Origin of the sequence: Vibrio fortis (assembly GCF_024347475.1) — a bacterium.
Classification (GTDB): Bacteria; Pseudomonadota; Gammaproteobacteria; order Enterobacterales; family Vibrionaceae; genus Vibrio; species Vibrio fortis.
On record NZ_AP025488.1, the window covers coordinates 981,683 to 1,005,283 of the forward strand.

Annotated in this window: 15 protein-coding genes; 9 read left to right on the forward strand and 6 right to left on the reverse strand. The window is 43.4% G+C overall.

The annotated features are described in order from the left end of the window. On the reverse strand, window positions 1-480 hold the full coding sequence (gene napF / locus OCV50_RS18910) for a ferredoxin-type protein NapF (RefSeq protein WP_261904247.1): 480 nt from the start codon (window positions 478-480) through the stop codon (window positions 1-3). 252 nt (window positions 481-732) lie between these two features. On the opposite strand from napF, the gene narQ reads away from it, so the two are divergent. Together narQ and OCV50_RS18920 are read left to right on the forward strand one after the other, a co-directional pair. After that, the gene (gene narQ / locus OCV50_RS18915) at window positions 733-2,463 is read left to right on the forward strand and encodes a nitrate/nitrite two-component system sensor histidine kinase NarQ (protein WP_239839882.1); all 1,731 of its coding nucleotides are present in this window, start codon (window positions 733-735) and stop codon (window positions 2,461-2,463) included. After that, window positions 2,450-3,082, forward strand: coding sequence for a response regulator (locus OCV50_RS18920; protein ID WP_239839883.1), 633 nt, complete (start codon window positions 2,450-2,452; stop codon window positions 3,080-3,082). The genes narQ and OCV50_RS18920 overlap by 14 nt, the downstream gene beginning before the upstream one ends. A 94-nt stretch (window positions 3,083-3,176) precedes the next feature. On the opposite strand, the gene dcuC is transcribed toward OCV50_RS18920, so the two are convergent. The 3 genes from dcuC to OCV50_RS18935 form a co-directional block, all read right to left on the reverse strand. Beyond that, the gene (gene dcuC / locus OCV50_RS18925) at window positions 3,177-4,544 is read right to left on the reverse strand and encodes an anaerobic C4-dicarboxylate transporter DcuC (RefSeq protein WP_032552655.1); all 1,368 of its coding nucleotides are present in this window, start codon (window positions 4,542-4,544) and stop codon (window positions 3,177-3,179) included. A 379-nt stretch (window positions 4,545-4,923) separates the two neighbouring features. Continuing rightward, window positions 4,924-5,436: a hypothetical protein gene (locus OCV50_RS18930; protein ID WP_261904248.1), complete on the reverse strand. Its 513-nt coding sequence runs from the start codon at window positions 5,434-5,436 to the stop codon at window positions 4,924-4,926. Further along, on the reverse strand, window positions 5,429-6,094 hold the full coding sequence (locus OCV50_RS18935) for a winged helix-turn-helix domain-containing protein (RefSeq protein WP_261904249.1): 666 nt from the start codon (window positions 6,092-6,094) through the stop codon (window positions 5,429-5,431). The genes OCV50_RS18930 and OCV50_RS18935 overlap by 8 nt, the downstream gene beginning before the upstream one ends. Window positions 6,095-6,548: 454 nt before the next feature. On the opposite strand from OCV50_RS18935, the gene OCV50_RS18940 reads away from it, so the two are divergent. The 5 genes from OCV50_RS18940 to OCV50_RS18960 all read left to right on the forward strand — a co-directional run bounded on the left by OCV50_RS18940 (window position 6,549) and on the right by OCV50_RS18960 (window position 16,545). Beyond that, window positions 6,549-8,738 (forward strand): alpha/beta fold hydrolase, encoded by a 2,190-nt coding sequence (locus OCV50_RS18940; RefSeq protein WP_261904250.1) that lies wholly within the window; start codon window positions 6,549-6,551, stop codon window positions 8,736-8,738. Continuing rightward, window positions 8,731-9,921 carry an outer membrane protein transport protein gene (locus OCV50_RS18945; RefSeq protein WP_261904251.1) on the forward strand — a complete coding sequence of 397 codons (1,191 nt, stop codon included), beginning with the start codon at window positions 8,731-8,733 and terminating at the stop codon, window positions 9,919-9,921. The genes OCV50_RS18940 and OCV50_RS18945 overlap by 8 nt, the downstream gene beginning before the upstream one ends. A 183-nt stretch (window positions 9,922-10,104) precedes the next feature. Beyond that, window positions 10,105-11,373, forward strand: a complete 1,269-nt coding sequence (locus OCV50_RS18950; protein WP_261904252.1) for an efflux RND transporter periplasmic adaptor subunit — start codon at window positions 10,105-10,107, stop codon at window positions 11,371-11,373. Next, entirely contained in the window at window positions 11,360-14,437 is a 3,078-nt protein-coding gene (locus OCV50_RS18955) for an efflux RND transporter permease subunit (protein ID WP_261904253.1), read from the forward strand. The genes OCV50_RS18950 and OCV50_RS18955 overlap by 14 nt, the downstream gene beginning before the upstream one ends. 398 nt (window positions 14,438-14,835) lie before the next feature. Further along, complete coding sequence (locus OCV50_RS18960) at window positions 14,836-16,545, forward strand: methyl-accepting chemotaxis protein (RefSeq protein ID WP_261905234.1); 1,710 nt, start codon at window positions 14,836-14,838, stop codon at window positions 16,543-16,545. A 179-nt stretch (window positions 16,546-16,724) separates the two neighbouring features. Here the strand turns inward: OCV50_RS18960 and OCV50_RS18965 are convergent, their stop codons facing one another. Together OCV50_RS18965 and OCV50_RS18970 are read right to left on the reverse strand one after the other, a co-directional pair. Then, window positions 16,725-17,465 (reverse strand): DUF481 domain-containing protein, encoded by a 741-nt coding sequence (locus tag OCV50_RS18965; RefSeq protein WP_261905235.1) that lies wholly within the window; start codon window positions 17,463-17,465, stop codon window positions 16,725-16,727. 276 nt (window positions 17,466-17,741) lie between these two features. Next, on the reverse strand, window positions 17,742-18,464 hold the full coding sequence (locus OCV50_RS18970; RefSeq protein ID WP_261904254.1) for a GntR family transcriptional regulator: 723 nt from the start codon (window positions 18,462-18,464) through the stop codon (window positions 17,742-17,744). Between the two features lie 313 nt (window positions 18,465-18,777). Between OCV50_RS18970 and mngA the strand changes: the two genes are divergently transcribed. Further along, window positions 18,778-20,712 (forward strand): PTS 2-O-a-mannosyl-D-glycerate transporter subunit IIABC, encoded by a 1,935-nt coding sequence (mngA, locus tag OCV50_RS18975; protein WP_261904255.1) that lies wholly within the window; start codon window positions 18,778-18,780, stop codon window positions 20,710-20,712. A gap of 210 nt (window positions 20,713-20,922) precedes the next feature. After that, window positions 20,923-23,562, forward strand: coding sequence for a mannosylglycerate hydrolase (gene mngB / locus OCV50_RS18980; protein WP_261904256.1), 2,640 nt, complete (start codon window positions 20,923-20,925; stop codon window positions 23,560-23,562). Window positions 23,563-23,601: the final 39 nt, after the last annotated feature.

The following is a 23,601-nucleotide window of genomic DNA, read 5'->3' on the forward strand; positions in this document are numbered from 1 at the left end:
TTATGCATTACTCACAAGGATAGCTGAAGTCGGGCAAACTGCTACGCAAGCACCACATCCGCTACACTCATCTAAATCGATTTTTGGTAGAGCCACACCACCAGCTCTTAGTTGAAACTGTATGGCCATTGGCTCACACATATCACCGCAACTGCGGCATTCAACATTCTTTTGGGCTAAACACTTGTCTGAAATAGACGCTTTAGCTTGCCAAGGTGTTTCTTGTTCATTTTTAAAAATGGGTTCGGGACAAACATCGGCACATTGGTAACAGAAGCTGCATTCATCAATTGAGAAGTCGACAGTAGGAAAACCACCATCTCCCAAAACGATGATGCTCGTTTCACATTTATCGATGCACTTTCCACAGCGAGTACAGTCATCAGTAAATTGGCTTAGCTCTTTAATCCAGGGTAAGCGGATTTGGCTTAAGTCGACCTTTTTACGTGAAAACAGACGCCGTTTTGATAAATCTAGCACATGCTCACCTTAAATGTTGCTAAGATGTTGTAATTGTAGATCGTTTGCTCATTAACATCTTGTAATTTATCCTCACATACAGTGTAGTTTTAGAAACATTTGCATAAATACCCCCTAAGGGCTAATTAGGGTTGTATATTGTCTTAGATCAATAAATTACGCGTCGTTAGGTCACATATTGGTTGGAGCTATGAATTTCGATATGTGACAATAATCGCCGTTAAGCTACATTCGAACGATTGGGAATTTCTTTTGCTTATTAAACCCGTTTCATCACTTACCAGTACTATTGCTAAGTCGCTGCTTTTCATCTTACTTTTGTCGGTAGCGACAACAGGGTTCGCGATCTTCACTTTAGCATCGAGCCTCAATGATGCTGAGGCAGTCAATGTAGCGGGTTCTATGCGAATGCAGAGCTACCGTTTGGCTCACGATATTCAAGTACAATCAATCGACTACGACGAGCATATACGAGAGTTCGAAGCATCTCTGTACTCTGAGTCGATGGCGGCCTTAGTCGGTTGGGAAGTTCCGACGCACATCACAGAAGACTACTATTTGATCATTGGTCGATGGCATGAATTGAAACAGGTACTGAATAGCTCAGACAGACAGCACTACTTAGTATTGGTCGAAAACTTCGTTTCTGAAATTGATGGATTCGTATTTAAGCTTCAAGAATTTTCTGAAAACAAGCTCATCAAATTGGCGTGGGCTGGTGGTATCGGACTGGGTGGGATTCTAGTCATATCTCTTTTTGTTGTTCATTTTGTCCGTAAACAAGTTGTTAAACCACTGCATGCCTTGGTGGCTGCGAGCCATAGAATCAAAAACAGCGACTTTGAAGTTCACTTGGAAGTCACAAATAACAATGAGCTTGGGATCTTAACTAAGACCTTCAACTCGATGACTCGAGATCTGGGCGCACTTTATCGAAACCTAGAAGATGTCGTAGATGCGAAAACGAAAGAGTTGCAAAGCGCTAACCAATCACTGCAAGCGCTCTATAACTCATCTCAAGAATTGCGTGTGACTCGGGTCTCGCCAGAAAACTTTAGAGCTATTCTTCAACATCTAGTGAGCTTGGAAGATATTGAGTCATTGAGGTTAGAGATCTTAGATACGTCAGGGCGCTCATTTGTACTCGATGAAGGGTATGACGAGAATTCGCATTACGAAAAGTTCGAAATGAAGCTTGATGACAGTGAAATCACGTTAGGTTATTTGTATTGTTGCTATCACCATGGGCATTCAACAAAAGCGCTAATTGATAACTTTATTCGCCTACTTTCTCGTGCGGTATACTATAACATTGCACAGAAACAGGCAGAGCAACTGATTATTATGGAAGAACGTGCGACGATTGCACGTGAACTTCATGACTCGCTAGCTCAGTCACTGTCTTATTTGAAAATTCAAGTTACTCTTTTAAAGCGAGTAATAGGCAAACTCCCAGAACATAAACACAGAGAGCAGTCAGAACAGATTGCGCTAGAGCTGGGGAATGGGCTTGCAGAAGCTTATACTCAATTGAGAGAGTTGTTGACGACCTTTAGGTTATCAATCAAAGAGGGTAATTTCGGAGATGCTTTGAGCACCATGCTTGAGCAACTCAGTGAAAGAACAGATGGCACGATTAATCTAACCAATAATCTGTCGTCGATTGAACTTGATGCGCATAGCCAAGTTCATTTGCTTCAATTGATCCGAGAAGCAACCGTAAATGCAATAAAGCACGCCAATGCCGATTTAATCGATGTATGTTGTAACGATGAAAATGGCGAAGTATTAGTCGTGATAAAGGATAACGGAGATGGTTTTGACCATAGTGCCTCTAAGGTGAATCACTATGGCATGAGTATAATGCAGGAGCGCGCGGCAAGGCTGAATGGCGAATTAACGATTGAAACAGCGAAAGGTAAGGGCTGTACAGTCATTCTAAAGTATAAAAGTTTGAAGGAAGTTAATCTTGACGATTTGTAAAGTAATGTTGGTCGATGACCACCCGTTGATGCGCCGTGGTATCAGCCAGCTACTCAGCTTTGAAGATGAGTTTGAAGTAGTCGGAGAAGCAAGCAACGGCACTGATGCAGTCGCAATGGCTCATGAACAAGATCCTGATCTAATCCTATTGGATCTTAATATGAAGGGTATGTCTGGTTTAGATACTCTTAAAGCACTGCGTACAGATGGTTCAAGTGCAAATATTGTGATTCTAACAGTGTCCGATAGCCCTGCCGATATTGAAGCAATCGTAAAAGCGGGTGCTGACGGCTACCTTCTAAAAGATACTGAGCCAGATGAATTGATCGACCTGTTGAAAAAAGCGCACAGCGGTGATAAAGCTTACAGCAGCGTGGTGGCCAATTATTTAAGTGATGCAGCGAGTCGCGAAGACATTTTTGACCAGCTAACTGAGCGTGAAATGCAGATTCTTCAAGAGGTTGCAAAAGGGTACCGCAACAAGCAGATCGCAGATCATCTGTTTATTTCAGAATCGACCGTTAAGGTACATATGAAGAGCTTGCTTAAAAAGCTGCAAGTGGCTTCAAGAACAGCGGCAACGGTTCTTTACCTAGAACGCTACGGTGAGATGAAGTAACGTTCACTTCTCTTTTGAGAGCGATAAATACAAAAACGCCAAACTCATTGAGTTTGGCGTTTTTTATTTGGTGCTAACTAATGGGACACGCGAGTTATGCCGCCATTGGTACCAATACCAATGTACCGAAGATAACAGTAATCAGGCCACAAATTACTGGTACTGAAGTACGTTTTACTACTTCAAATGGGCTAATTTTACCCATACCTGAGGTGGCTACAACTACGCCAGATACAGGAGAAATAGTACGACCTAGGTTAGATGCTTGAAGCATTGGAATGATTAGGAACGCAGGGTTTAGACCCATTTTCGCTGCTAATGAAGGTGCAAGCTCAACGAATGCGTAGAAAGGAGCATTACCTGAACCTGTAGCGATTGCAGCTGCGACCGTTAGGCCTGTTAGGATAAGCATTAGAGCAATACCACCAGCGCCTGCTGCTTCTGCTAGACCAATCAGGTTGTCGATTGCACCAATAGACATTAGGCCTTGTGCAAATACACCTGCAGCAACCAATAGCATTACCACGCCTTTAAACGCTTCTGCCATACCTTGGTAGCAAGAATCTAAATCTTCGAGGGTTTTTTCACCATCGAACTTCTTAACCACGTAATCAACCAATGCGCCCACAAAAATAGATCCGACAACAATAGTGTAAATATCAAGTTGTAAGCCAGGGATTGTGCGGCCGTTGAATAGGAATACACCAATGATTGGCAAGAATGGTAGAGCTGCGTAGAAAGCTGGCGCATTTGCTTCGATTTCAGATACGTCGATCTTTTCCATTGGCGTGTTTTCTTTCTGGTCTAGGTATTTGTTCCAGAAGAAAGCAGCAGCGGCCATCACGATGATTGCACAGATAGAAACAGGTAGAACGGTTTGAACGGCGAATACGTCTAGAGCTAAGCCCGACTTTTCTGCAGCAATCACAACGTCACCCGATGTTGGAGAAAGAATGATTGCAGCAGGAGAAGCACATACAGCGACAGCTGCAGGGCGAGAAATACCCATTGCCGTCATCATTGGGAATAGGGTAGCCATCAATAGTACACCTAGACCTGTCGCAGAACTTACCGCAAGAGACATGAGACACGCTACGATGTAGGCCGCAACAAGCAGTGCGTAAGGTGATTTGATAACAGAAAGAGGTTTAGAGAACTGCTTAACAACGACATTGTTTGCGCCGATGTGAGTCATGTAAGAAGCGAAACCACATAGAAGCATGATCTGCATACCTAGACCGCCGCCACGGTACTGAAGCATGTATTTAACAAATTCAAGTGCATCGGTAACCATGTTACCTGTTGATGCTACTTTCGCAGGCAAAACCGTATGACCAATGAGACCTGTGATGAGAAGTAACGCGATACCAGCTGTAAGTAGTACGCCCGCTGCCTTATAGCCTTTAACAATGAAGTAGCCTACGGCAATAGTCACTACCAATCCAATTAAGAGTTCTAACATAGAAATCTCCACTAAGTTTTAAAAAATATAAGAAACTGTTTCAGAATATGTCACTGAATGTACAGAAAAGTGTTCTGTGGCACGAGGTCAAGTTGAAGTTCGCATGATCTAAAACAAATAATTTTTTTGATGTTAAATTCAGCAAATCATAGTGATTAAATAGTGTTGTTTAGATGTTAATAAAAGAAATTAGTAACCAACTAGAACATCGGTCGGATCACCTTGTATTGAATTTGTTGCTCATAGGTTGGATTTGTAACTTGCGGGATGAGGAGTGTGATGCTTATGAGAGTTGTGGCTAGATGTGATGGCTAAATGAACAAAAAAGGGGCATAAGCCCCTAATTCGATTTATTTATTCGTACTTTGGTTTAACAGCGTTACTCTTCTGGCTCCACCAGTTTAGGCACTTCATTTTCGTAGTGGGGAAGGTCTATACACGCAACCGATTTACACAGGTGCAGCATAGAATTAGGTGTGACTAACAAAATCTCATCTTTACCGATTGGAATATAAGGCATGAAGTCAGAAGACAAAACAGAGCCTTCACTGATCATCACTTTTTCATAGAAATCTAATTCACGATCAGGGACTATCTGTTGATGCTGCTCTTCATCCAGAGAAATATGTTTACCAGTAATGCTATAAGTGCCTGATGACGTAAAACCGACTTGTCTATCGGTAACATAAAGCAGGTCATAGCTATTATTTTGTTTAAATTCAATATTAATTGAAGAGGTATTATAGATAACGTCATTAGGAGGCATAATAACATTAACTGGATTGGCTAAATAATGGCCTTCTAGCTTAGAGCTAGTGAATATTGTGGCAAGCCACCCAAGAGCAATACCTAATATCGCTACGAATACAATTATCGCGTTATTTTTACTCACACTCTACTCCTGTAAACTCATTAGGAAAGCTAAGTGATTTACCTGTATGATCAATAATGATGTTTCTATCTTCATATTCGTACATAGTAACGTTATAAAGTTCTTTATATTTAATATGGTCGCTTGTGATTCTGCAGGTTAGATAATGTGATGTAGTCACGAGTTTAGATACAGAAACTTTTTCAAAGTAGGTGAAGCCTAAATAGGATAGAACGGTGCTCATAATTAATACCAAGGTAATTGGGATTAACTTTATCGGAGTCATTTTAGGCTGTTCTTCAGGCATTTCTACTTGAGCAACCTCCGGGGTTTCATCCAGCTTTACTTCCACTTTCCCTTCAACGACTCGTCCTGAAAATCGGTAGCCTTTACCGCGTTCAGTAACAATTAACAGTCCTGCTTTATCTTCTAGTGCTTTTCGGCAAAGAGAGATGGTTTGCATCAAACTTCCATCTTCTACATAGATGCCTTTTGATTCCCAAACTTGCTCAATGAGAGCTTGGCGAGTGATTACTTGGTTGGGGTTTTTGAAAAAAAACTTGAGTAGTTCAACCTCATTTGAACCTAAGGTGAAGGTTCGCCCCGTCTTAGGGTGGTGAATTTCGTACTCTTTTAGATCAACTTGTATTTCATCGTTGATAGTGAATTCAGCGGACATACTCTATCTCATTTAATAAATGCCTTTACTGAAATATAACAAAAGACAGCACATTTATAAACAAACCTCATTTGACACTTCTAAATCTCCAAGTTACCGATAAATCGCAATATTTTGTGTGATTGATGTTCTCTGATAAACATTTTTGAGCCTGTTTGAGGTTGTTTAAGGTGCCTAAAAAGGAGGCGTGTTGGATCATTTGGATGTGAAGCTGATTTAGTGGGTGTGATTGAGTGTTCAAGGCTCTTACGTAGTTTCTTCGGCGTCGCAAGTTGAATGATGAATGTATTCCTATCGGTTACGGATGGATGTGCAAAAACACAGCTTTTTTCATATCACGATTCGATTCATCACTCATTGCTGACCACACATAGGAGAGCTGAACTCAGCTCAAAGTTAACCATGAACCGACGTTTCGGCACTGAGCACAAACATGCTTAAATGAGGAGATGCTTTGTCTATATTTAAAAAATCACACCTTTGTGGATTAATCGCAATCGCACTAGTTGGATGTCAATCTGACGAAAGCACCACACAAGAACCCGTGTCTGTTTTTGTTCCTTACAATGTACAAGAGTTACCTAAGCCAAATGATGGTTATGGTTATGATAATGACGGCACAATCTCAGGCAACGGTGAAAGAGGAGCCTTATTAGCTCTACACGGTGAAGAGTATTATCAAGATTACAACAATTCATACTCAGCTTTAGATGGGTGGGGTTTGTGTGCGGAACCTATTTTAATTCCTTTGCAGAGTATTAATTCTGATAAGCGATTCCCGTTAGATTCGAATAGCCTACAGGGTAACGTGGTATTAATGGATGATTCTGGAAAAGAAATTAGTACCCAAATATCAGCAGATGGAAGCAATATTAAAATAGAGTGTGAAGCAAGCTTAAAACCTAGCCAATTATATTATGTTGTTGTTACGGATGCTGTGAAAACAGAATTTGGTGAGCCGCTTCAAGCCGACGACAGTTTTACAGATATTATTTATGGCCTGGCATCGAAAAAAGAAAATCAAGATCTTCAAGAGCAGATATTAAAAGCCATCACTCTATATAAAGAGACAGATAAAGGTACTGGCAACCCCGTGTATGCAGCACAATTTAAAACCCAAAGTGCATATACCACCCTTGATGCGATGCGAACTAACCATGTGTACGAGAATACGAGTTTTATTTCGCCAAAATTAACAGCATTTCAGGATAATGATGAGAAATACGACCTCTATAAAAGTACTTTGAAGCTACCATTCTACTTGCCTTTCACGGAGTCTAGAGAAGTTGAATGTAGGCTAAGTGAGTTCGATCCTATTGAGTCTTGCCCTCCACTGTACGAATGGATGAAAACCGCGTCGGGTGGTTTTCCTACTGCAGCTGACCCACTACCAGAAGTAGTGGAAACTCAGTCAATCACGACTGATATTTATACTCCAGCGAATTGGGATGGTGTTAGCCAATTACCAACGGTTGTGTTCATCCACGGTGTAACAGCGGATAAATCTGCTGCTTCCTTAATGGCGCGTGACTATACGGAGAAAGGTTACGCTGTAGTTGCTATCGACATGCCATATCACGGAGAACGTGTACGTTACGCAACTAGTATCGCTCCTAGTAATCAAGATGAGAATGAAATTAGTGCAAGAGCGAACAAGTCGTTCTTCATCAATATCGATTCGCCATTGGCATTGCGCTCTAACTTACAACAGTCAGTCTCAGATTTCTTAGGTTTGCGATATGCATTGAACGACGCGCCATGGGTCAAGAAAGACCAAATCCATTTAGTTGGGCACTCTTTAGGCGGGATCATGTCGGTGATGGTAAGTGAATTCAGTCAGGTTAGTGCAGACTTTCATGACAACTCAGACTTTTCCTTTAACACCGTTAACTTTGTTGTCCCAGGGCAAGGGTTAACCAACCTAGTTCTTTCCTCTCAGACTTTAGGCCCAGAGATGTCTGAAGCAGTGAAGAAGTCGCCGGACGTACAGCGCAGCATTGCTGAAACCGTGATTCCTGATGCATGTACTTCAGAATCGACCAATCAAACTTGTATTGAAGCCTTGCGTGAGTTCGTTGCTGAGTCTGAAGAGAACGCGATTACAGTGAGCCAATTAGAAGACGACATCTTCGATCTGATCGTCACTGATCTCAAACAAGGTGTGCAGATGACGATTGACAGTTCAGACCCTGCAAGCTTTACATCGAGACAAGTGAAATACCAACAACCAACACTGTTGATAGAGGCTGTTGGTACATGTGGAGAAACGTGTGAAGTTAATAAAGATTATGTTCCAGATAGCGTCGTACCAAATTCTGCCCCTGACAATATCCGCACAGGTTCTGACCCACTTATTGAAGCGTTAGGTCTGACTCTAATAACGGGAACGGAAGGTAATTCTGATAAAACCCGTGGAGTGATTCGTGCTACCACTGGTGGACATGGAACATACCTCTTCCCTTATGAAGGTACGATGGACGAATCAGGCTTACCAAGCTTACCGGGCCCCAAAGAGCTTACTTATGTGTGGAGTGCAACTAAAACTCAACAAATCGCAGTGGCTTCAATGGTGATAACAGATGGCCATGCTATCGAAATCGACAAGGAAATTCACATCGAAACGGAGGTAGCGGACCATGAATAATCGAGTTCTGATTACCTCTACAGTTGCACTTTTGCCATGTCTTACACAGGCGGCGGGCTTTCAACTGAACGCACAATCTGCAACTGGCCTCGGTAGAGCTTTTGCTGGTGATGCTGTGATAGCGGACAGCGCGGCGGTGGTATCCAAAAACAGCGCAGCGATGGCATACATTGATGAGCCAATGCTATCGGTTGGCGCAGTCTATATCGACAGCGAGATTGACGTTTCTAATGTGAGCTACACGCCAATAGTTGGTGATACTGAAACGCTCGACGACCAGTCTCTCGGTCAAGGCACCTTGGTTCCTAACTTTCATTACGTACATCCACTTAGTAATAGCAAGTTCACCCTTGGCGCGACAGTGCATTCCAATTTCGGTACAGACGTTGAATTTGATGATTCATTTTCTGCAAGTGAGTTTGGAGGAAAAACCACACTTTCAAGTGTCAACCTAGGCTTGGCAGTGGCTTATGAGTTATCAGAAAAAATCAATATCGGTGGTGGTATCGATGTTATCTATGGCGAGGGTGAAATTTACCGTCAAGTATTACTCAACATAGATGGTAACGGAGTAGGTATTGGCGCCAACCTTGGTATGACATATCAGGTTAATGACAAACACCGATTTGGCTTTGCTTATCGCTATAGTCCAGATATCGAAGTTGACGGTACAGTCAACAAGCTTCAGACGTCGGCCGGAACTTTAAATGTACCACTGCCAGATACCATTGAATTTTCTGGATGGCACAAGCTCAACGAATCATGGGCGGCGCATTACAGTATTCAGTGGGTCAACTGGTCTGAATTTGATGCACTGGTTTCAACAGAGGAAGGTACGCTTAAGGAGTACCAATGGAAAGATGCAGGGCATGTTTCAGTCGGTGCGACTTACACCGCTTCGAGTAAGTTGACTCTTCGTACTGGCTATATGTATGACGCGTCACCAACAGACAACCTGACATCTTTGTCGATTCCTGACGTCAACCGTCACTGGTTGACCGTTGGAGGTAGCTACGCAATGACACAAAACAGCAGCATCGATCTTGGTGTCGGCATTGTGATGGGCGAGACAGATTACGTCGATGAGAGCTTAACGACGATACCTGGATCTCAGAGCAACATTACTGCGGACGTTAGCGCAGACGCACTGTTAGTTGGTATGCAATACCAGTATCGCTTTTAACCTATCGTTCAAAGAACAACGGTTTCGCACTTGAAATACAGTAGGGCTCAATCATGAAGTTGAGCCCATTCTCCCAACAACTGGCTGTTATTAGCATTGAATTCAATAGCAGGAAGCTTGTTCAGTTAAAGATAGCTAACAATTAGCGCTTTTAAAAATCGATGGCGCTCTATGGTTACTGGAATGAAATTGACCTTAATTAGTAAAACAATTGCCTTCGCACTTATTACATTCGGTGCACCTTCTGTGTTCGCAGAAAATACTGATCACGTACCAGTTACAGTGGAACAGGCAACGACTCAAATTTTTACTTCTTCAATTAATGAAGTTGGTAAAATTCGTGCCACTGACTCTGCTGCACTCACTTTTAGCGCATCAGAAAAGCTTCTCAAAATTCACTTTAAAGATGGTGATTTTGTAAAAAAAGGCGATGTAATCGCACAACTGGATGACACGACAGCTAAGGCTGATTTAGACAAGGCAAAAAGTTCACTGGCTTTAGCCAAATCTAAACTCAAGCGTGTGCAAGAGCTACTCAAAAAGCAGCCGGATTCAATGTCTCAACAAGATGTTGAAGAACTCAAAGAGCAAGCAAACTTGGCAGCCGCAGATTTCCGTCAAAAAGAAGCACTAATGAACAACTATTTGTTGGTTGCGCCGTTTGATGGTCAGCTAACCAACTTTAGCCACTCTGTTGGCAGTCGAATCGACAGCTCTAACGTGTTGGTGAGTTTGATCAAACTTGATCCGGTTGAGGTTCAATACTCAATTGGACAGTCAGACTTAGGCTCTGCAAAGCTTGGTCAACAGGTATCGATTGAAGTGGATGCTTTTGCCGGAGAAACGTTTAAAGGGGTAGTGGATTATATTGCTCCAGCTGTTGATGAGAGTTCAGGTCGTGTCGAGATTCACGCTCATATTAAGAACCCCGATCATCGCCTTGTTCCGGGTATGTTTGCCAAATTAAACCAAGTGACTAGCGATGAGGCTCCGGAGTTAGTGGTATCTCAAAACGCAGTCCTGGCTAAAGACAATACCCGTTTTGTTTGGGTGGTGAACGGAGAGACGATTGAACAAAGAGTGGTTGAGCTTGGTGTTAATACCAACGATGGTCACGTTGTCATTGAAGATGGGCTGCTACTGGGTGAAAAGATTGTTGTCACGGGTCAACAGAATCTAAAAAAGAGCTCTTTGGTTAAAGTGATCAACACCTCACCAACGGAATCGGTATCGGAATCAACAACCTCTGTAGAAGTACATGGCGGGCCGAAAGCCTATTTAATTCATGAACCGGAAAACACATCATCGGTAGAAAATGGTTCAGATGGCAATTCTCCAGAAACCATTCAACCAGAAACGACAGAATCAGTGATTTTAGATTCAAAAAATGAAAACTCACCACAAAAAAGCACGGAAGCGAAGCAAGTAGGAGTGAACAATGAAGCTTCCTGAGATTTGTATTAAGCACCCGGTGTTTGCATCGGTGCTTAGCATCGCTATTGTATTGATTGGTCTACTATCCTTTCAGAAATTATCCATTCAATACTTCCCTGAACATAAAACACCATCGGCTACGGTTACAGCCGCGATCAATGGTGCTAGCGCAGAATTCATGTCACGTAATGTTGCAGACAAGCTCATAACAGCAGCAACTGGGCTTGATAGCGTGAAAACTATGACCACAGACTGCCAAGAAGGTACCTGTAGTCTAAAGATCATGTTTGAAGATGACGTAGACGATGTTGAATACACTGGCTTAATGAACAACCTACGCAGTAGTGTTGAAGCAATTGGTGATTTTCCGCCGAGTATGACAGATCAGCCGACGGTAACGGATGACTCTTCCGATACAAGCATGCCAAGTAACGTGATCACCTTTGTTAACTCAGGCAACATGTCAAAGCAGGAGATGTTTGATTACATCAGCCAACAAGTTGTACCTCAATTCAAGCACATTCAAGGTGTGGGTGGTGTGTGGGGGCCATATGGTGGTAGCTCGAAAGCCGTACGTGTTTGGTTACAACCGGATCGTATGATGGCACTTAACATCAGTGCGTCTGATGTCGTCGGCACACTTAGTTCTTACAACGCGACCTTTACGGCGGGTACGATTAAAGGGCAAGTTCGCGATTTCTCCATTAACCCTGTAAACCAAGTCACCAGCGTTGAAGATGTTCGTGATCTTGTAATTCGAGTCGATAATGGAAAGATCATCCGCGTTGGCGACATTGCCGATGTGAAAATGGGTGAAGAGAGCTTAACGCCAAGTATCCTCCGCGTTGATGATAAGCTGGCAATGTCTATTCAAGTTCTGCCACTTAAGAGCGAAAACCCAGTTACGGTAGCAGACCGAGTAAAGCTGCAGATCGAAGATATCCAGTCGCAGTTGCCAGAAGGCATTGAGATGAAGATGGTTTACAACCAAGCTGACTTCATCAAAGCAGCAATAGACCAAGGCTTTATGACGCTAGTAGAGGCCGTTGTTCTGGTATCAGCGGTTGTGGTTATCTTTTTGGGTTCTTTCCGAGTCGCTTCGATTCCAATTATCATGATTCCAGTGTGCGTTATTGGCGTATTTGCTGTGATGTGGGGGCTAGGTTTTAGCATCAACGTTCTCACCATATTGGCGATCATTCTCGCAATTGGTTTGGTTGTGGATGATGCAATTGTGGTTGCAGAGAACTGTTATCGTCATATTGAAGAGGGCGAGACGCCACTGAATGCCGCGTTAAAAGGGTGCCGAGAGATCGTGTTCCCAGTGATTGCGATGACGCTAACTCTAGCTGTCGTTTATCTACCTATTGGTTTGATGGCTGGCCTAACTGCTGATTTGTTTAGACAATTTGCATTCACGTTGGCTGCGGCCGTGATTATCTCTGGTTTTGTGGCGTTGACCTTGTCGCCAATGATGAGTGCGTACCTAATGAAGCCGGTATCCACACCTGCAAAATGGTACTCAGTTGTTGATTCCAAACTGAATAAACTATCAGACTACTACAGTGCTGAGTTGAACAAATGGTTTGAACGCAAAGCTCTGATGACAGGAATTGCTTTAGTCATGGTGGCTCTATCTGCAGTTGCTGTATGGAAAATGCCTCAAGTTTTGCTACCGACTGAAGATACTGGCTTTGTAGAGGTGACATCAACGCCCCCAACAGGTGTTGGCCGTCAGTACCATCTAGACAATAACGCCCAGCTTAGTCAGGTATTCAAAGACAATGATTCTGTGGAAGCGAACCTATCTTACATCGAAGGCACGCCAACGAACCACGTTTTACTGAAGCCTTGGGGCGAGAGAGAGAAATCCGCAGATGAACTGGTTAATGAGTTCATTGCTAACGCTAAAAGCAGTGTGTCAGCTTACGGCATGTCTTTTAAAGTGCGTACTGCAGATAACCTCAATATCGCGACTAACATGGTTCTTGAGCTGACGACGGTGAATCGAGATACCGATGCGCTGTCTGAAACGGCACATAAGGTCGTTGAAGCGTTAGAAAGCTATGAAGGTGTGACCAACGTCAGCAACTCTATGTTACGTGACCAACTACGCTATGACCTTTCAATCGATCGTAATGCCATTGTGTTGTCTGGTGTTGATTATGGCAATGTGACCAATGCACTCTCGACTTTCCTGGGTTCGGTGAAAGCGGCTGACTTGCAAGCAGACGACGGTTATACCTATCCGATTCAAGTCCAAGTTAATCTTAATGCTTTAGGTGACTTTAAGGTATTAGATAAGCTATATGTCGATTCAGAATCTGGTCAGCGACTGCCATTGTCTCAGTTTGTATCGATCAAACAAGTGACCTCTGAATCGAACTTTAAAACCTTTATGGGTCAAGACAGTGCTGAAATTACCGCTGATTTAATGCCTGGTTTTACTCCTAGTGACGTTAAAGCATACGTTGACCAAGCGGTACCAGAGTTGCTTGATGAGTCTCAGAGTTATGAATTCAATGGCGTGGTGAAAGATCTTATTGATTCAAGTGCAGGGGCACAGGTTCTATTCGTGTTGGCGCTTGTCTTTATTTTCCTAATCTTGGCGGCGCAGTTCGAAAGCTTTGTCGATCCGATGATCATTCTACTGACAGTACCACTGTGTATTGTGGGGGCTGTTTTGACTTTATCGGTATTTGGACAGAGCTTAAATATCTACTCTAAGATCGGTTTGCTAACCCTAGTCGGCCTGGTTACCAAGCACGGTATCTTGCTGGTGGAATTTGCGAACGAACAGCGCAAGAAGGGGGCGACAGCAAAACAAGCGGCGGTAGTGAGTGCACGTTCTCGACTCAGACCTATTCTAATGACGTCTTTGACGATGATACTTGGTTCATTACCATTGGCACTGGCAGAAGGGCCTGGTTCATTGGGTCGCATTAATATCGGTTTAGTCCTAGTTGGTGGCTTAACCGTTGGTACTTTCTTCTCATTGTTCCTAGTACCCGTAGCTTATGTTGGAATGGCAAACCTAAAAAATGCGGACCTCCTTGCCAAGTTGAGAACGAAAGCGGCTTAACGACAAATTCTGACAAACAAGTCTAATAAATTTGGCGCAGGTGAGATTGAATTGTTCACAATTTCACCTGCGCCTTTTTCTACCAAATTCTTAGTTCAAAGCGCGATTTTGTTTCACTTTTGAGAATTTTGTTAATAACCATCTCTGTATTTCATAAATATGACACCCTGTCATAAAACTGTAGTAAAAGACCTGTAAGCAGTGATTCTCGATCGCTCTCTCATTTATTTAATCTTTGAAAATTCACAGTCTGTTAACATAGAAGACTGTGTTCTAAGTCTCGTTTAATGCTTAGTGTTATTGATAGAGTGCTCACTAAAGGTCGTTATTTACATCAGATGTATTATATGAATATTAAAAATAAACTATTTTCATTGGGTCTATTCTCAATACTAGGGATGGTGTCTCTACTATTCACCACTTCTCATTTTACTCGAACGGGTGAGCAACTCCACGAAGCTACGTTGATCACCAAAGAGTTAGAAGTCCGCTTGCTCAACCTACGTCGAAACGAGAAAGATTTTCTCCTTCGAAGCAACATCAAATACTTAGATAAGTTTGAAAACAACTATCGTCAGTTTCAGGGGTTAGAATCTCAATTGACGGCCGTGCTTGAAGACTTGAATCTGGCTAATACAGCTCAGCTAAGACAGGATATTGCCGATTATCACAAAAGCTTTACTGCGCTGGTTGCGGCATACCAAGTTTTAGGTTTGTCCGATGACCAGGGTTTATTGGGTCAGTTTCATGAAGACTTGGCGATTAGCTTTGCACGAGCTACAGACGAAGAAAGACTTGCGATGTATCAGTTCAATGAATTGGTTGAGCAGGGTAGCCTTGATCTGAACTTACTGTCGAATGCTCAAGCAAGCTTTCTAAATTCAGCTCAACAAGTTGTCGATCAAAAAATGAAAATTGGTCTTAAACATGATGAGGGATTGTTAGGAGAAGCGCGCGCAGCTTCGCACAAAGTAGAAACTCAGTTTAAAGAATTTTCTGGCCTGCTAAAAGACACGACAGCTGAGCAGCTCGCTAAACTCAATCTCATCAACAATGCGCTGAGTGGTACGCTACTTGTAGTCATCATTGTTTTGAGCTGGTTGATTGTGCGTTCTATCGTCGGTCGTATTGAGTCGCTGCTGACGGTTATCCGTCGTATTGTCGATTCGAACGATGTCTCAATTCGTTCAGAGTTAAAAGGGCACGATGAGTTGGGTTCATTGGGTGAATACTTCAATCAGTTGTTGGATCAGTTAGAAAAACTGATCTCTGCATCTCAGAAGAAGTCTCAGCAGCTCACGTCAAGCACATCTAACATGCACAATGAGCTGGAAACGGTCATCAAGCAGTTTGATGTTCAAGCTAACCACACAGGCGAAATGACCGTTTCTGTGCAAGAGATGGTATCTACAATCGGTGAGATCTCAGAAAGCACAGCAATTGCCGCTGAAGGCGTACAAAAAGCCCGTCTTAATGCAGATAAAGGCCGTGAGGTTGTGGTTGAAACCATCAATAACATTACACAACTGTCTGAGCGCTTATCGAGTAGCCAAGACTCTATCAGTTCATTGAACCATCATGTTGATCAGATTGGTGATGCGGTGAACATTATCCAAGGTATTGCTGAGCAGACGAACCTGTTAGCACTGAACGCTGCGATTGAAGCAGCACGTGCAGGCGAGCAAGGTCGCGGTTTTGCGGTAGTAGCGGATGAGGTTCGAGCTTTGGCAAGTCGTACGCACCAATCAACAACGGAAATCACCAACGTTGTATCAGCGATTCAAAGCCAGATGGAAGCGTCGATGGCGGAAATTGGCGAGTGTAACTCTCAAGGCCAACGTACATTAAGTGATTCTGAGTCTTTAGATTCAAGTCTACAGCTCATCCTAAGTGATATGGAAGACATCCAAGGCAATTCAGAGCGTATCGCGTCTGCGATAGAAGAGCAGGGTGCGGTTATGGCGCAAGTGAGTGATTCAATTACTGAGCTAAGTGCTATCTCGAACCAAAACACAGCTTCGGCTCAGCATTGTTTGGTTGAAGTGGATAAGGTTGCGGCTCAAGCGAGCGAAATGGACAGTGCGGTCGCACAATTCAAAACGTCATAAGCTTTGGTCGTTAAACAATGGATAGCTAGAACAATTGAGACCTGAATTTCTTACTTGTTAAAACAATAAGCAAAGGCGCACGGTTAAGTGCGCCTTTTTAGTTTTTCTTGAATACTGTCTTCCTGTGGTACTTTTCTTGACCTATAGAATTGGTATTAAACCAGCGAGAAATTAACGAGTTAGAAATCGTAGTTAAGGTTCATGGAGCTGTAGATCTCGGTATTACTTTGGTCTGAGGCAACGGTTGTGTTGTAGATATACTCAGTATCGAATGTGAGGGCGAGATTCCCCATCAGGATGTTCTTTAAGTATCCCTTTAAATTGTAATTGGTGTTCTCTTCACCGTAAGCAATACTCGCATTTCCCCCAATAGAAAAGCTCTCCGTAAACTGAACCGTCCCTTCGAGCGAGCCGCTGGCAATCAGTTCGTAGTTCTTCTGCGAGGGAAATTCCTCATCAAAAGACTGTCTTTCCGTTATACGATAACCCGGACCCATTGAGCCGTTTAGAGTGACGTGGTTTGTTTCATAGAAGTGTCTACCGAGACCTGTCATTGCAATCCACTGGTCGCGATAGGTACCGTACTGATCATGTTCGAATCGAATCCCGGCAACCGTATAGGTTCTTGAGTTGATGTCGTAGGTGATTCCATAGTTAGTTGTATATCGGTTGGTACCATCTTCACCGTTTTCTGCGTCGGTGTAGTAGGTATCAAATTGAAACCTATGCCCCCATGTATCGCCTTTGTAGCCCAAAGAGATCCCCGAGTTAATGGAGAGTGACGTGCTGGTATTTTGTGAATAGATGAACCCCAGTTTGGTGAGTCTCGTGTAAGGGGATTCATCAATTTCCTCTTCAACCTCAATGGAGCTAAAGACTTTTGGGCTGGTAATAAGGGCAGTACTTACAAGTAATGCCATGTAATGATGTTTATTCATGGTTGATTTACAGCTAGATCAGTAGACAAAAGCAAATAACAAGTGGGCAACGAGCCTGACTTCAATTGAGCCTTTGATTTTACGTACCGAGGTCAATAAGCAACCTGATTTGAGGCTGAATGATATTCAACAATGATTGTTTAGGTGTTTTAGAAGTGAGTGGATGTCGGAGTAAGGGGGAAATGTCGACTGATGCTAAATAAAAAGGAAAGAGCTCACGAACAAATCGAGAGCTCATTATTTCCAAACTTCAGTCTACTACGCTTGACGCTGTCTCTTAGCAACCAAAGTGAAGCGGTAATCGTTCGAAGTAAAATAGTTACGACTGTATTCAAATACAGTGTCATCGGCTAAATAACCGCGCGTACGCTTTTCAATGATCGGTTGCGCTGGATCGATCCCGAGTTGCTCGGCAACATCAACTGGAGGAAGAACTGGCACCAGTTCCTGTTCACTGCGATCGATCACCATACCTTTTGTTTTTTCAATGAAGTCATACTTTGACTTTTGCATCACCTGATAAGTGAGATCTGGAAACAAATCAACCGGTAGCCAAGTCTCTTCAACAGTAATGGGATTGTTGTCCATGTGGCGAACACGTTTCACATAGAAAACCATTTCACCTTCGCTGATGTCTAAATGCTCAGACATGGCAAGTGAACACGGTTTTATTTCAAATGCGAGAACATTACTGTGAGTCACAACATCTAAGTGCGCCCATTTTTCTTGGAAGCTCGATTGCTGGTAGATGTCGTAATTGATCTTGTTCTCTTTGACATAAGTACCGCTGCCTTGAACACTTTCTAACTCATCGTTTTCAATCAATAGTTTTAATGCTTGTCTTACAGTAACGCGACTGACTGAAAATACTTCCCTGAGCTGCGCCTCGGTTGGCAGTGCCTCGCCAACTTTGTATTCACCAGACTTTATCTTGTCTCGGATTGCATCAGCGATTTTGCGATACATCGGAAGTCTTGCCATTTTTGCCTCATTAGTTCCCTAGGGAGACTAAACTTAATTAATTTGTTGTTAAATGCCGTAATTTGACGGTACCCAATAACCTCGAATCACATTAGGGTGATAATCGTATGGGTATCTTTAGTGCTTATAATACAAATTAAATAGTACATCTCAAGCTTTCTCGGCCATTTGAATGATATCTTTAAAATACAAATTAAATACAAATTTGCATTCATGAGATCATGATCACGGATCATATGTCTCTAAGTTGTATTATTGTCATCGTCGGCAGGGAGAACTGTCGCACTAATCCGTGACAATGGGACAGAAGGTTATGAAACTTACAACTCTAACTAACAAGTCGCTCGTAAATCTGCAAACAACGTTTAGCAGCCGAGAAGAAGCGATTAATGCACTTGCTGAACAACTGGATCAGCAAGGCAAACTACATGATAAACAGCAGTATCTTGATGCTGTATTTGCTCGCGAAGCGCAAGGCCCTACAGCATTGGGCGAAGGCCTTGCTGTACCTCATGGCAAGACTGATGCGGTTAAAGAGGCTGGTTTTGCAGTTGCTACACTTAAACAAGATATGAAATGGAAAGGCCTTGATGAAGATGAAGATGTGAATCTAATCTTCCTGATTGCGATTCCAAATGCAGAAGCTGGTTCTACTCACATGCACTTGCTGACGGAGTTGACCACAACACTTGTTGATGATGACGTTCGTGAAGCGGTACTAAAAGCAACAACCGCTGAAGAGATTTTTGCGTTGTTAGATGGTGAAAACCAAGCAGAAGAAAAAGAAGACAACTTAGATACAAATGCGCCGACAATTGTATGTGTTACTGCTTGTCCTGCTGGCATTGCTCACACGTACATGGCCGCTGAGTATCTGGAAAAAGCAGGTAAAAAGCTGGGTTACAATGTTCATGTTGAGAAACAGGGCGCTAATGGTATTGAAGATCGTCTAACGGCGGACCAACTTAACAATGCTGTGGCTTGTGTTTTTGCTGCTGAAGTAGCGATTAAAGAACTAGAACGTTTTAACGGCATCCCACGAGTAGAAACTCCGGTAGCAGAACCTATTAAGCACGCTGAACGCATTTTAAAAGAGGCGATTGAAGAGTCTAAAAATGGTAATGGTGCCGATCGTACAGTCGCGACAAATGATAAACCTAAGAAACTGCCACTGAAGACTGAGCTTAAACAAGCACTTCTCTCGGGTATCTCTTATGCCGTTCCTTTGATTGTTGCTGGTGGTACTGTTCTGGCGGTCGCTGTTCTTATCGCACAAATTTTTGACCTTCAAGAGCTGTACGCAACCAAAGATTCTTGGTTATGGATGTACCGTAAGTTGGGTGGTGGTCTACTAGGTACACTGATGGTACCTGTACTTGCGGCTTACACGGCATATTCTCTAGCTGACAAACCTGCGTTAGGGCCAGGCTTTGCTGCCGGTATCGCAGCTAACCTCATTGGCTCTGGCTTCCTTGGCGGTGTCGTTGGTGGTTTGATTGCTGGTTATGTAATGCGCTGGGTGAAAGAGAACGTTCGACTTAGCCCTGCATTTAACGGTTTCTTGACCTTCTACCTATATCCAGTGATCGGCACATTGGTCGCAGGTTCTCTGATGCTGTTTGTTATCGGTAAACCTGTTGCAATGTTGAACCAAGGTTTGACGGATTGGCTAAATGGTATGTCGGGCACCAACGCTCTGCTTCTTGGCGCAATCATTGGTCTATTCGTTTCTTTCGACCTTGGTGGCCCAGTAAACAAAGCGGCTTACGCATTCTGTTTGGGGGCAATGGCAAACGGCGTTTACGGTCCTTACGCAATCTTCGGTTCCGTTAAGATGGTTTCGGCGTTCACTGTAACTGCTTCTACAATGATTGCTCCACGTTTATTCAAAGACTTCGAGATTGAAACGGGTAAGTCGACTTGGCTTCTTGGCTTAGCGGGCATCACCGAAGGTGCAATCCCGATGGCGATTGAAGATCCAATCCGTGTTATCGGTTCGTTCCTACTCGGCTCTGTAGTGACGGGTGCAATGATTGGTGCTGCAGGTATCGGTCTATCAACTCCGGGTGCTGGTATCTTCTCAATCTTCTTACTTCACGACGCTGGTTTAGGTGCTTTCTCTGCCGCAGCCATTTGGTTTGGCGCAGCACTTATCGGTACGATTATTTCAACAATTACTCTTCTAGTTTGGCGAGGCCACGCTGTAAAAAAGGGTAAGTTTGAAGTGCAAACCGCAGCACAAAACTAACTAAATTCTGAGTTAACTCCTTAACTCGCTCAATAAATATAACGAAAAACACTGGCTGTCCTAATTTCTGTGCTCCTAACGTTTTATTCACACAGAGTCTGGGCGTGGATTCTTGCACCCTAAATTTAGTGGCAGCCAGTTTTAATCCCTTGAAAATTTTAGATATTAGCGGTTTTGAGTGTCGAATCCGCATACTTTAGGTAAATCACTATGACTACATCACGCGTTCATATTACTCCACACATGCACTGGGATCGTGAATGGTATTTCACAACGGAAGAGTCTCGTATCCTTCTAGTGAACAACATGGAAGAGATCATGCAGCGTCTAGAGAACGACCCCGAATATAAATATTACGTTCTCGACGGACAAACAGCGGTGTTGGAAGACTACTTCGCTATTAAGCCAGAAAACAAAGCTCGCGTGAAAGCATTGGCCGAAGCAGGTAAGTTAATTGTTGGTCCTTGGTACTCACAAACTGACACCATGCAAGTGTCTGGTGAGTCTATCGTTCGTAACATGATGTATGGACTACGTGATTGCCTAGAGCTCGGTGAGCCGATGAAGATTGGTTATCTACCTGATTCATTTTCAATGAGCTCACAACTGCCAATGATCTACAACGGTTTTGGTATTGATACTGCGATGTTCTGGCGTGGTTGTTCTGAGCGTCATGGTACTAATAAAACCGAATTCCTGTGGCAATCGAACGACGGTTCTGAGGTTATGGCGCAAGTGCTTCCACTAGGCTACGCGATTGGTAAATACTTGCCTCAAGATGAAGAAGGTTTACGCGCTCGTTTAGATAAGTACTTCCCAGTACTAGAAAAGCCATCAGTCACCAAAGACATCTTGTTGCCAAACGGTCATGACCAGATGCCAATTCAAAAAGACATCTTTGAGGTGATGGATAAGCTGCGCGAAGTTTACCCAGATCGTGAGTTCATGATGAGCCGCTTCGAAGAGGTGTTCGATCGTATCCGCCAAGAGCGCGACAACCTAGATACTATCAAAGGTGAGTTTAACGACGGCAAATACATGCGCGTTCACCGTACCATCTCCTCAACGCGTATGGACATTAAACTGATCCACGCAGAAGTAGAAAATAAGATTGTGAACATCTTAGAACCACTAGCATCAATTGCATGGTCACTGGGCTTTGAATACCACCACGGTCTAATTGAGAAGATGTGGAAAGAGAGCATGAAGAACCACGCTCATGACTCTATCGGTTGCTGCTGTTCAGACAAAGTACATGCTGAGATCTTAAATCGCTACATCCTAGCGGACGATATGGCATCAAACCTAATCAACTTCTACAAGCGTAAGATCGTAGATCATATGCCAACGCGCGAAGGATGTGACAAGTTAGCATTCTTCAACCTGTCTCCTTATGAGCGTGAAGAGGTGATTAATACAACGATTACCATCCGTGCTAACGAGTTCAATATTTTTGATGAAAATGGCAATCAAGTTGAATACTACATCCAAGACCAACGTGTGATTGATCCAGGTAAGATCGACCGCCAAATCGTTCATTACGGCAACTACGATCCGTTCATCGAATACGACATTCAAATTAAACGTGCGGTTCCTGCAATGGGGTACACCACGCTGCACATTGAAGCGAATGCGAAAGGCAATAATATCGTTGCTGAACACAAAGACTACCTATTAGAGAACGAATTCTACCGTATCAATGTGAACGACAACGGCACGCTATCGGTTTTCGATAAAGAGACCGAGATGCTGTTTGACCAAGTGCTTCGCGTTGAAGACGGTTCAGACGATGGTGATGAGTACGATTACTCTCCATCTCGCCAAGAGTGGCTGCTGTATTCAGATGAATTTAAAGCAGAAACCAGCATTAAACATGAAGGCTTCCAATCTGTAGCAACCATCAAACTGCGCATGAATGTGCCTGCAAACCTACAAGAGCGTGAAGAGCGCACTGGCCAAAATGGCTTTGTTGATGTGGATTGCCAAGTCGTATTGAAGCAAGGCTCTCGCCGTATCGAAGTTCGAATGGAGCTCGATAACCAAGCAGATGATCATCGTGTACGTGTTCTAGTACCAACGCCGTTCGTTTCTGAAAATGTCGTTGCGGACAACCAGTTTGGCCTGATTACACGCCCAACGAATGATTCTGCAATGGCGGTTTGGGAAGAAGAAAAATGGAAAGAGGCTCCGGTACCTGTTTACCAACTGATGAACTTCGCTGCAGTCGAAAACAAGACTGGTGGTATGGCGTTGATGACAAACGGTCTGCGCGAGTTTGAGGTCATCTCAAGCAAAGGTAACGAGGAGCGTGACACATTTGCTCTGACTCTACTGCGCGGCGTTGGCGTGCTAGGTAAAGAAGAGCTATTACTTCGCCCTGGTCGTCCTTCTGGTATCAAGATTCCGACACCAGATTCTCAAACGCGCGGTAAGTTGGTTTGTGAGTTTGCTCTGTTTGGTTTCGCAGGTAATCACATTGACGCAAACATCATGGCAGAAGCTCGTGACAATGTAACGCCAATCGAATGTTACAACAAAATCCCATACAACGCGATGAAGCTAAATGTTGGCGAACAAGATAAGCCTCTGACTTACTCATTGTTGAACAAAGAGCAAAAGGGCGCGGTGTTGAGTGTACTAAAGAAAGCTGAAGACGAAGATGCGTTAATCCTCCGTGTATACAACCCAGCAGAATCTGGCGAAGTAGAGGACAAGATTCAGTTTACTCAACCTGTCACGTCTTGGCTTGAAACGAGCATGGACGAGCAAGTTCGAGATACACATGTAGAAACACAGACCTTTGGAACTCTGAAGGCGTGTCAGGCGAAATCATTCCAAGTGAAATTCTAAACTAAGGTACTCCGCCCAAACGCTGGGCGGAGTAGGTGA

Bases quoted from the DNA above. Each gene is read 5' to 3' on its own strand.
- dcuC (WP_032552655.1), bottom strand. From the start codon at position 4,544: ATGTTAGAACTCTTAATTGGATTGGTAGTGACTATTGCCGTAGGCTAC.
- OCV50_RS18935 (WP_261904249.1), bottom strand. From the start codon at position 6,094: ATGTCCGCTGAATTCACTATCAACGATGAAATACAAGTTGATCTAAAA.
- OCV50_RS18945 (WP_261904251.1), top strand. From the start codon at position 8,731: ATGAATAATCGAGTTCTGATTACCTCTACAGTTGCACTTTTGCCATGT.
- OCV50_RS18950 (WP_261904252.1), top strand. From the start codon at position 10,105: ATGAAATTGACCTTAATTAGTAAAACAATTGCCTTCGCACTTATTACA.
- OCV50_RS18955 (WP_261904253.1), top strand. From the start codon at position 11,360: ATGAAGCTTCCTGAGATTTGTATTAAGCACCCGGTGTTTGCATCGGTG.
- OCV50_RS18960 (WP_261905234.1), top strand. From the start codon at position 14,836: ATGGTGTCTCTACTATTCACCACTTCTCATTTTACTCGAACGGGTGAG.
- OCV50_RS18965 (WP_261905235.1), bottom strand. From the start codon at position 17,465: ATGGCATTACTTGTAAGTACTGCCCTTATTACCAGCCCAAAAGTCTTT.
- OCV50_RS18970 (WP_261904254.1), bottom strand. From the start codon at position 18,464: ATGGCAAGACTTCCGATGTATCGCAAAATCGCTGATGCAATCCGAGAC.
- mngA (WP_261904255.1), top strand. From the start codon at position 18,778: ATGAAACTTACAACTCTAACTAACAAGTCGCTCGTAAATCTGCAAACA.
- mngB (WP_261904256.1), top strand. From the start codon at position 20,923: ATGACTACATCACGCGTTCATATTACTCCACACATGCACTGGGATCGT.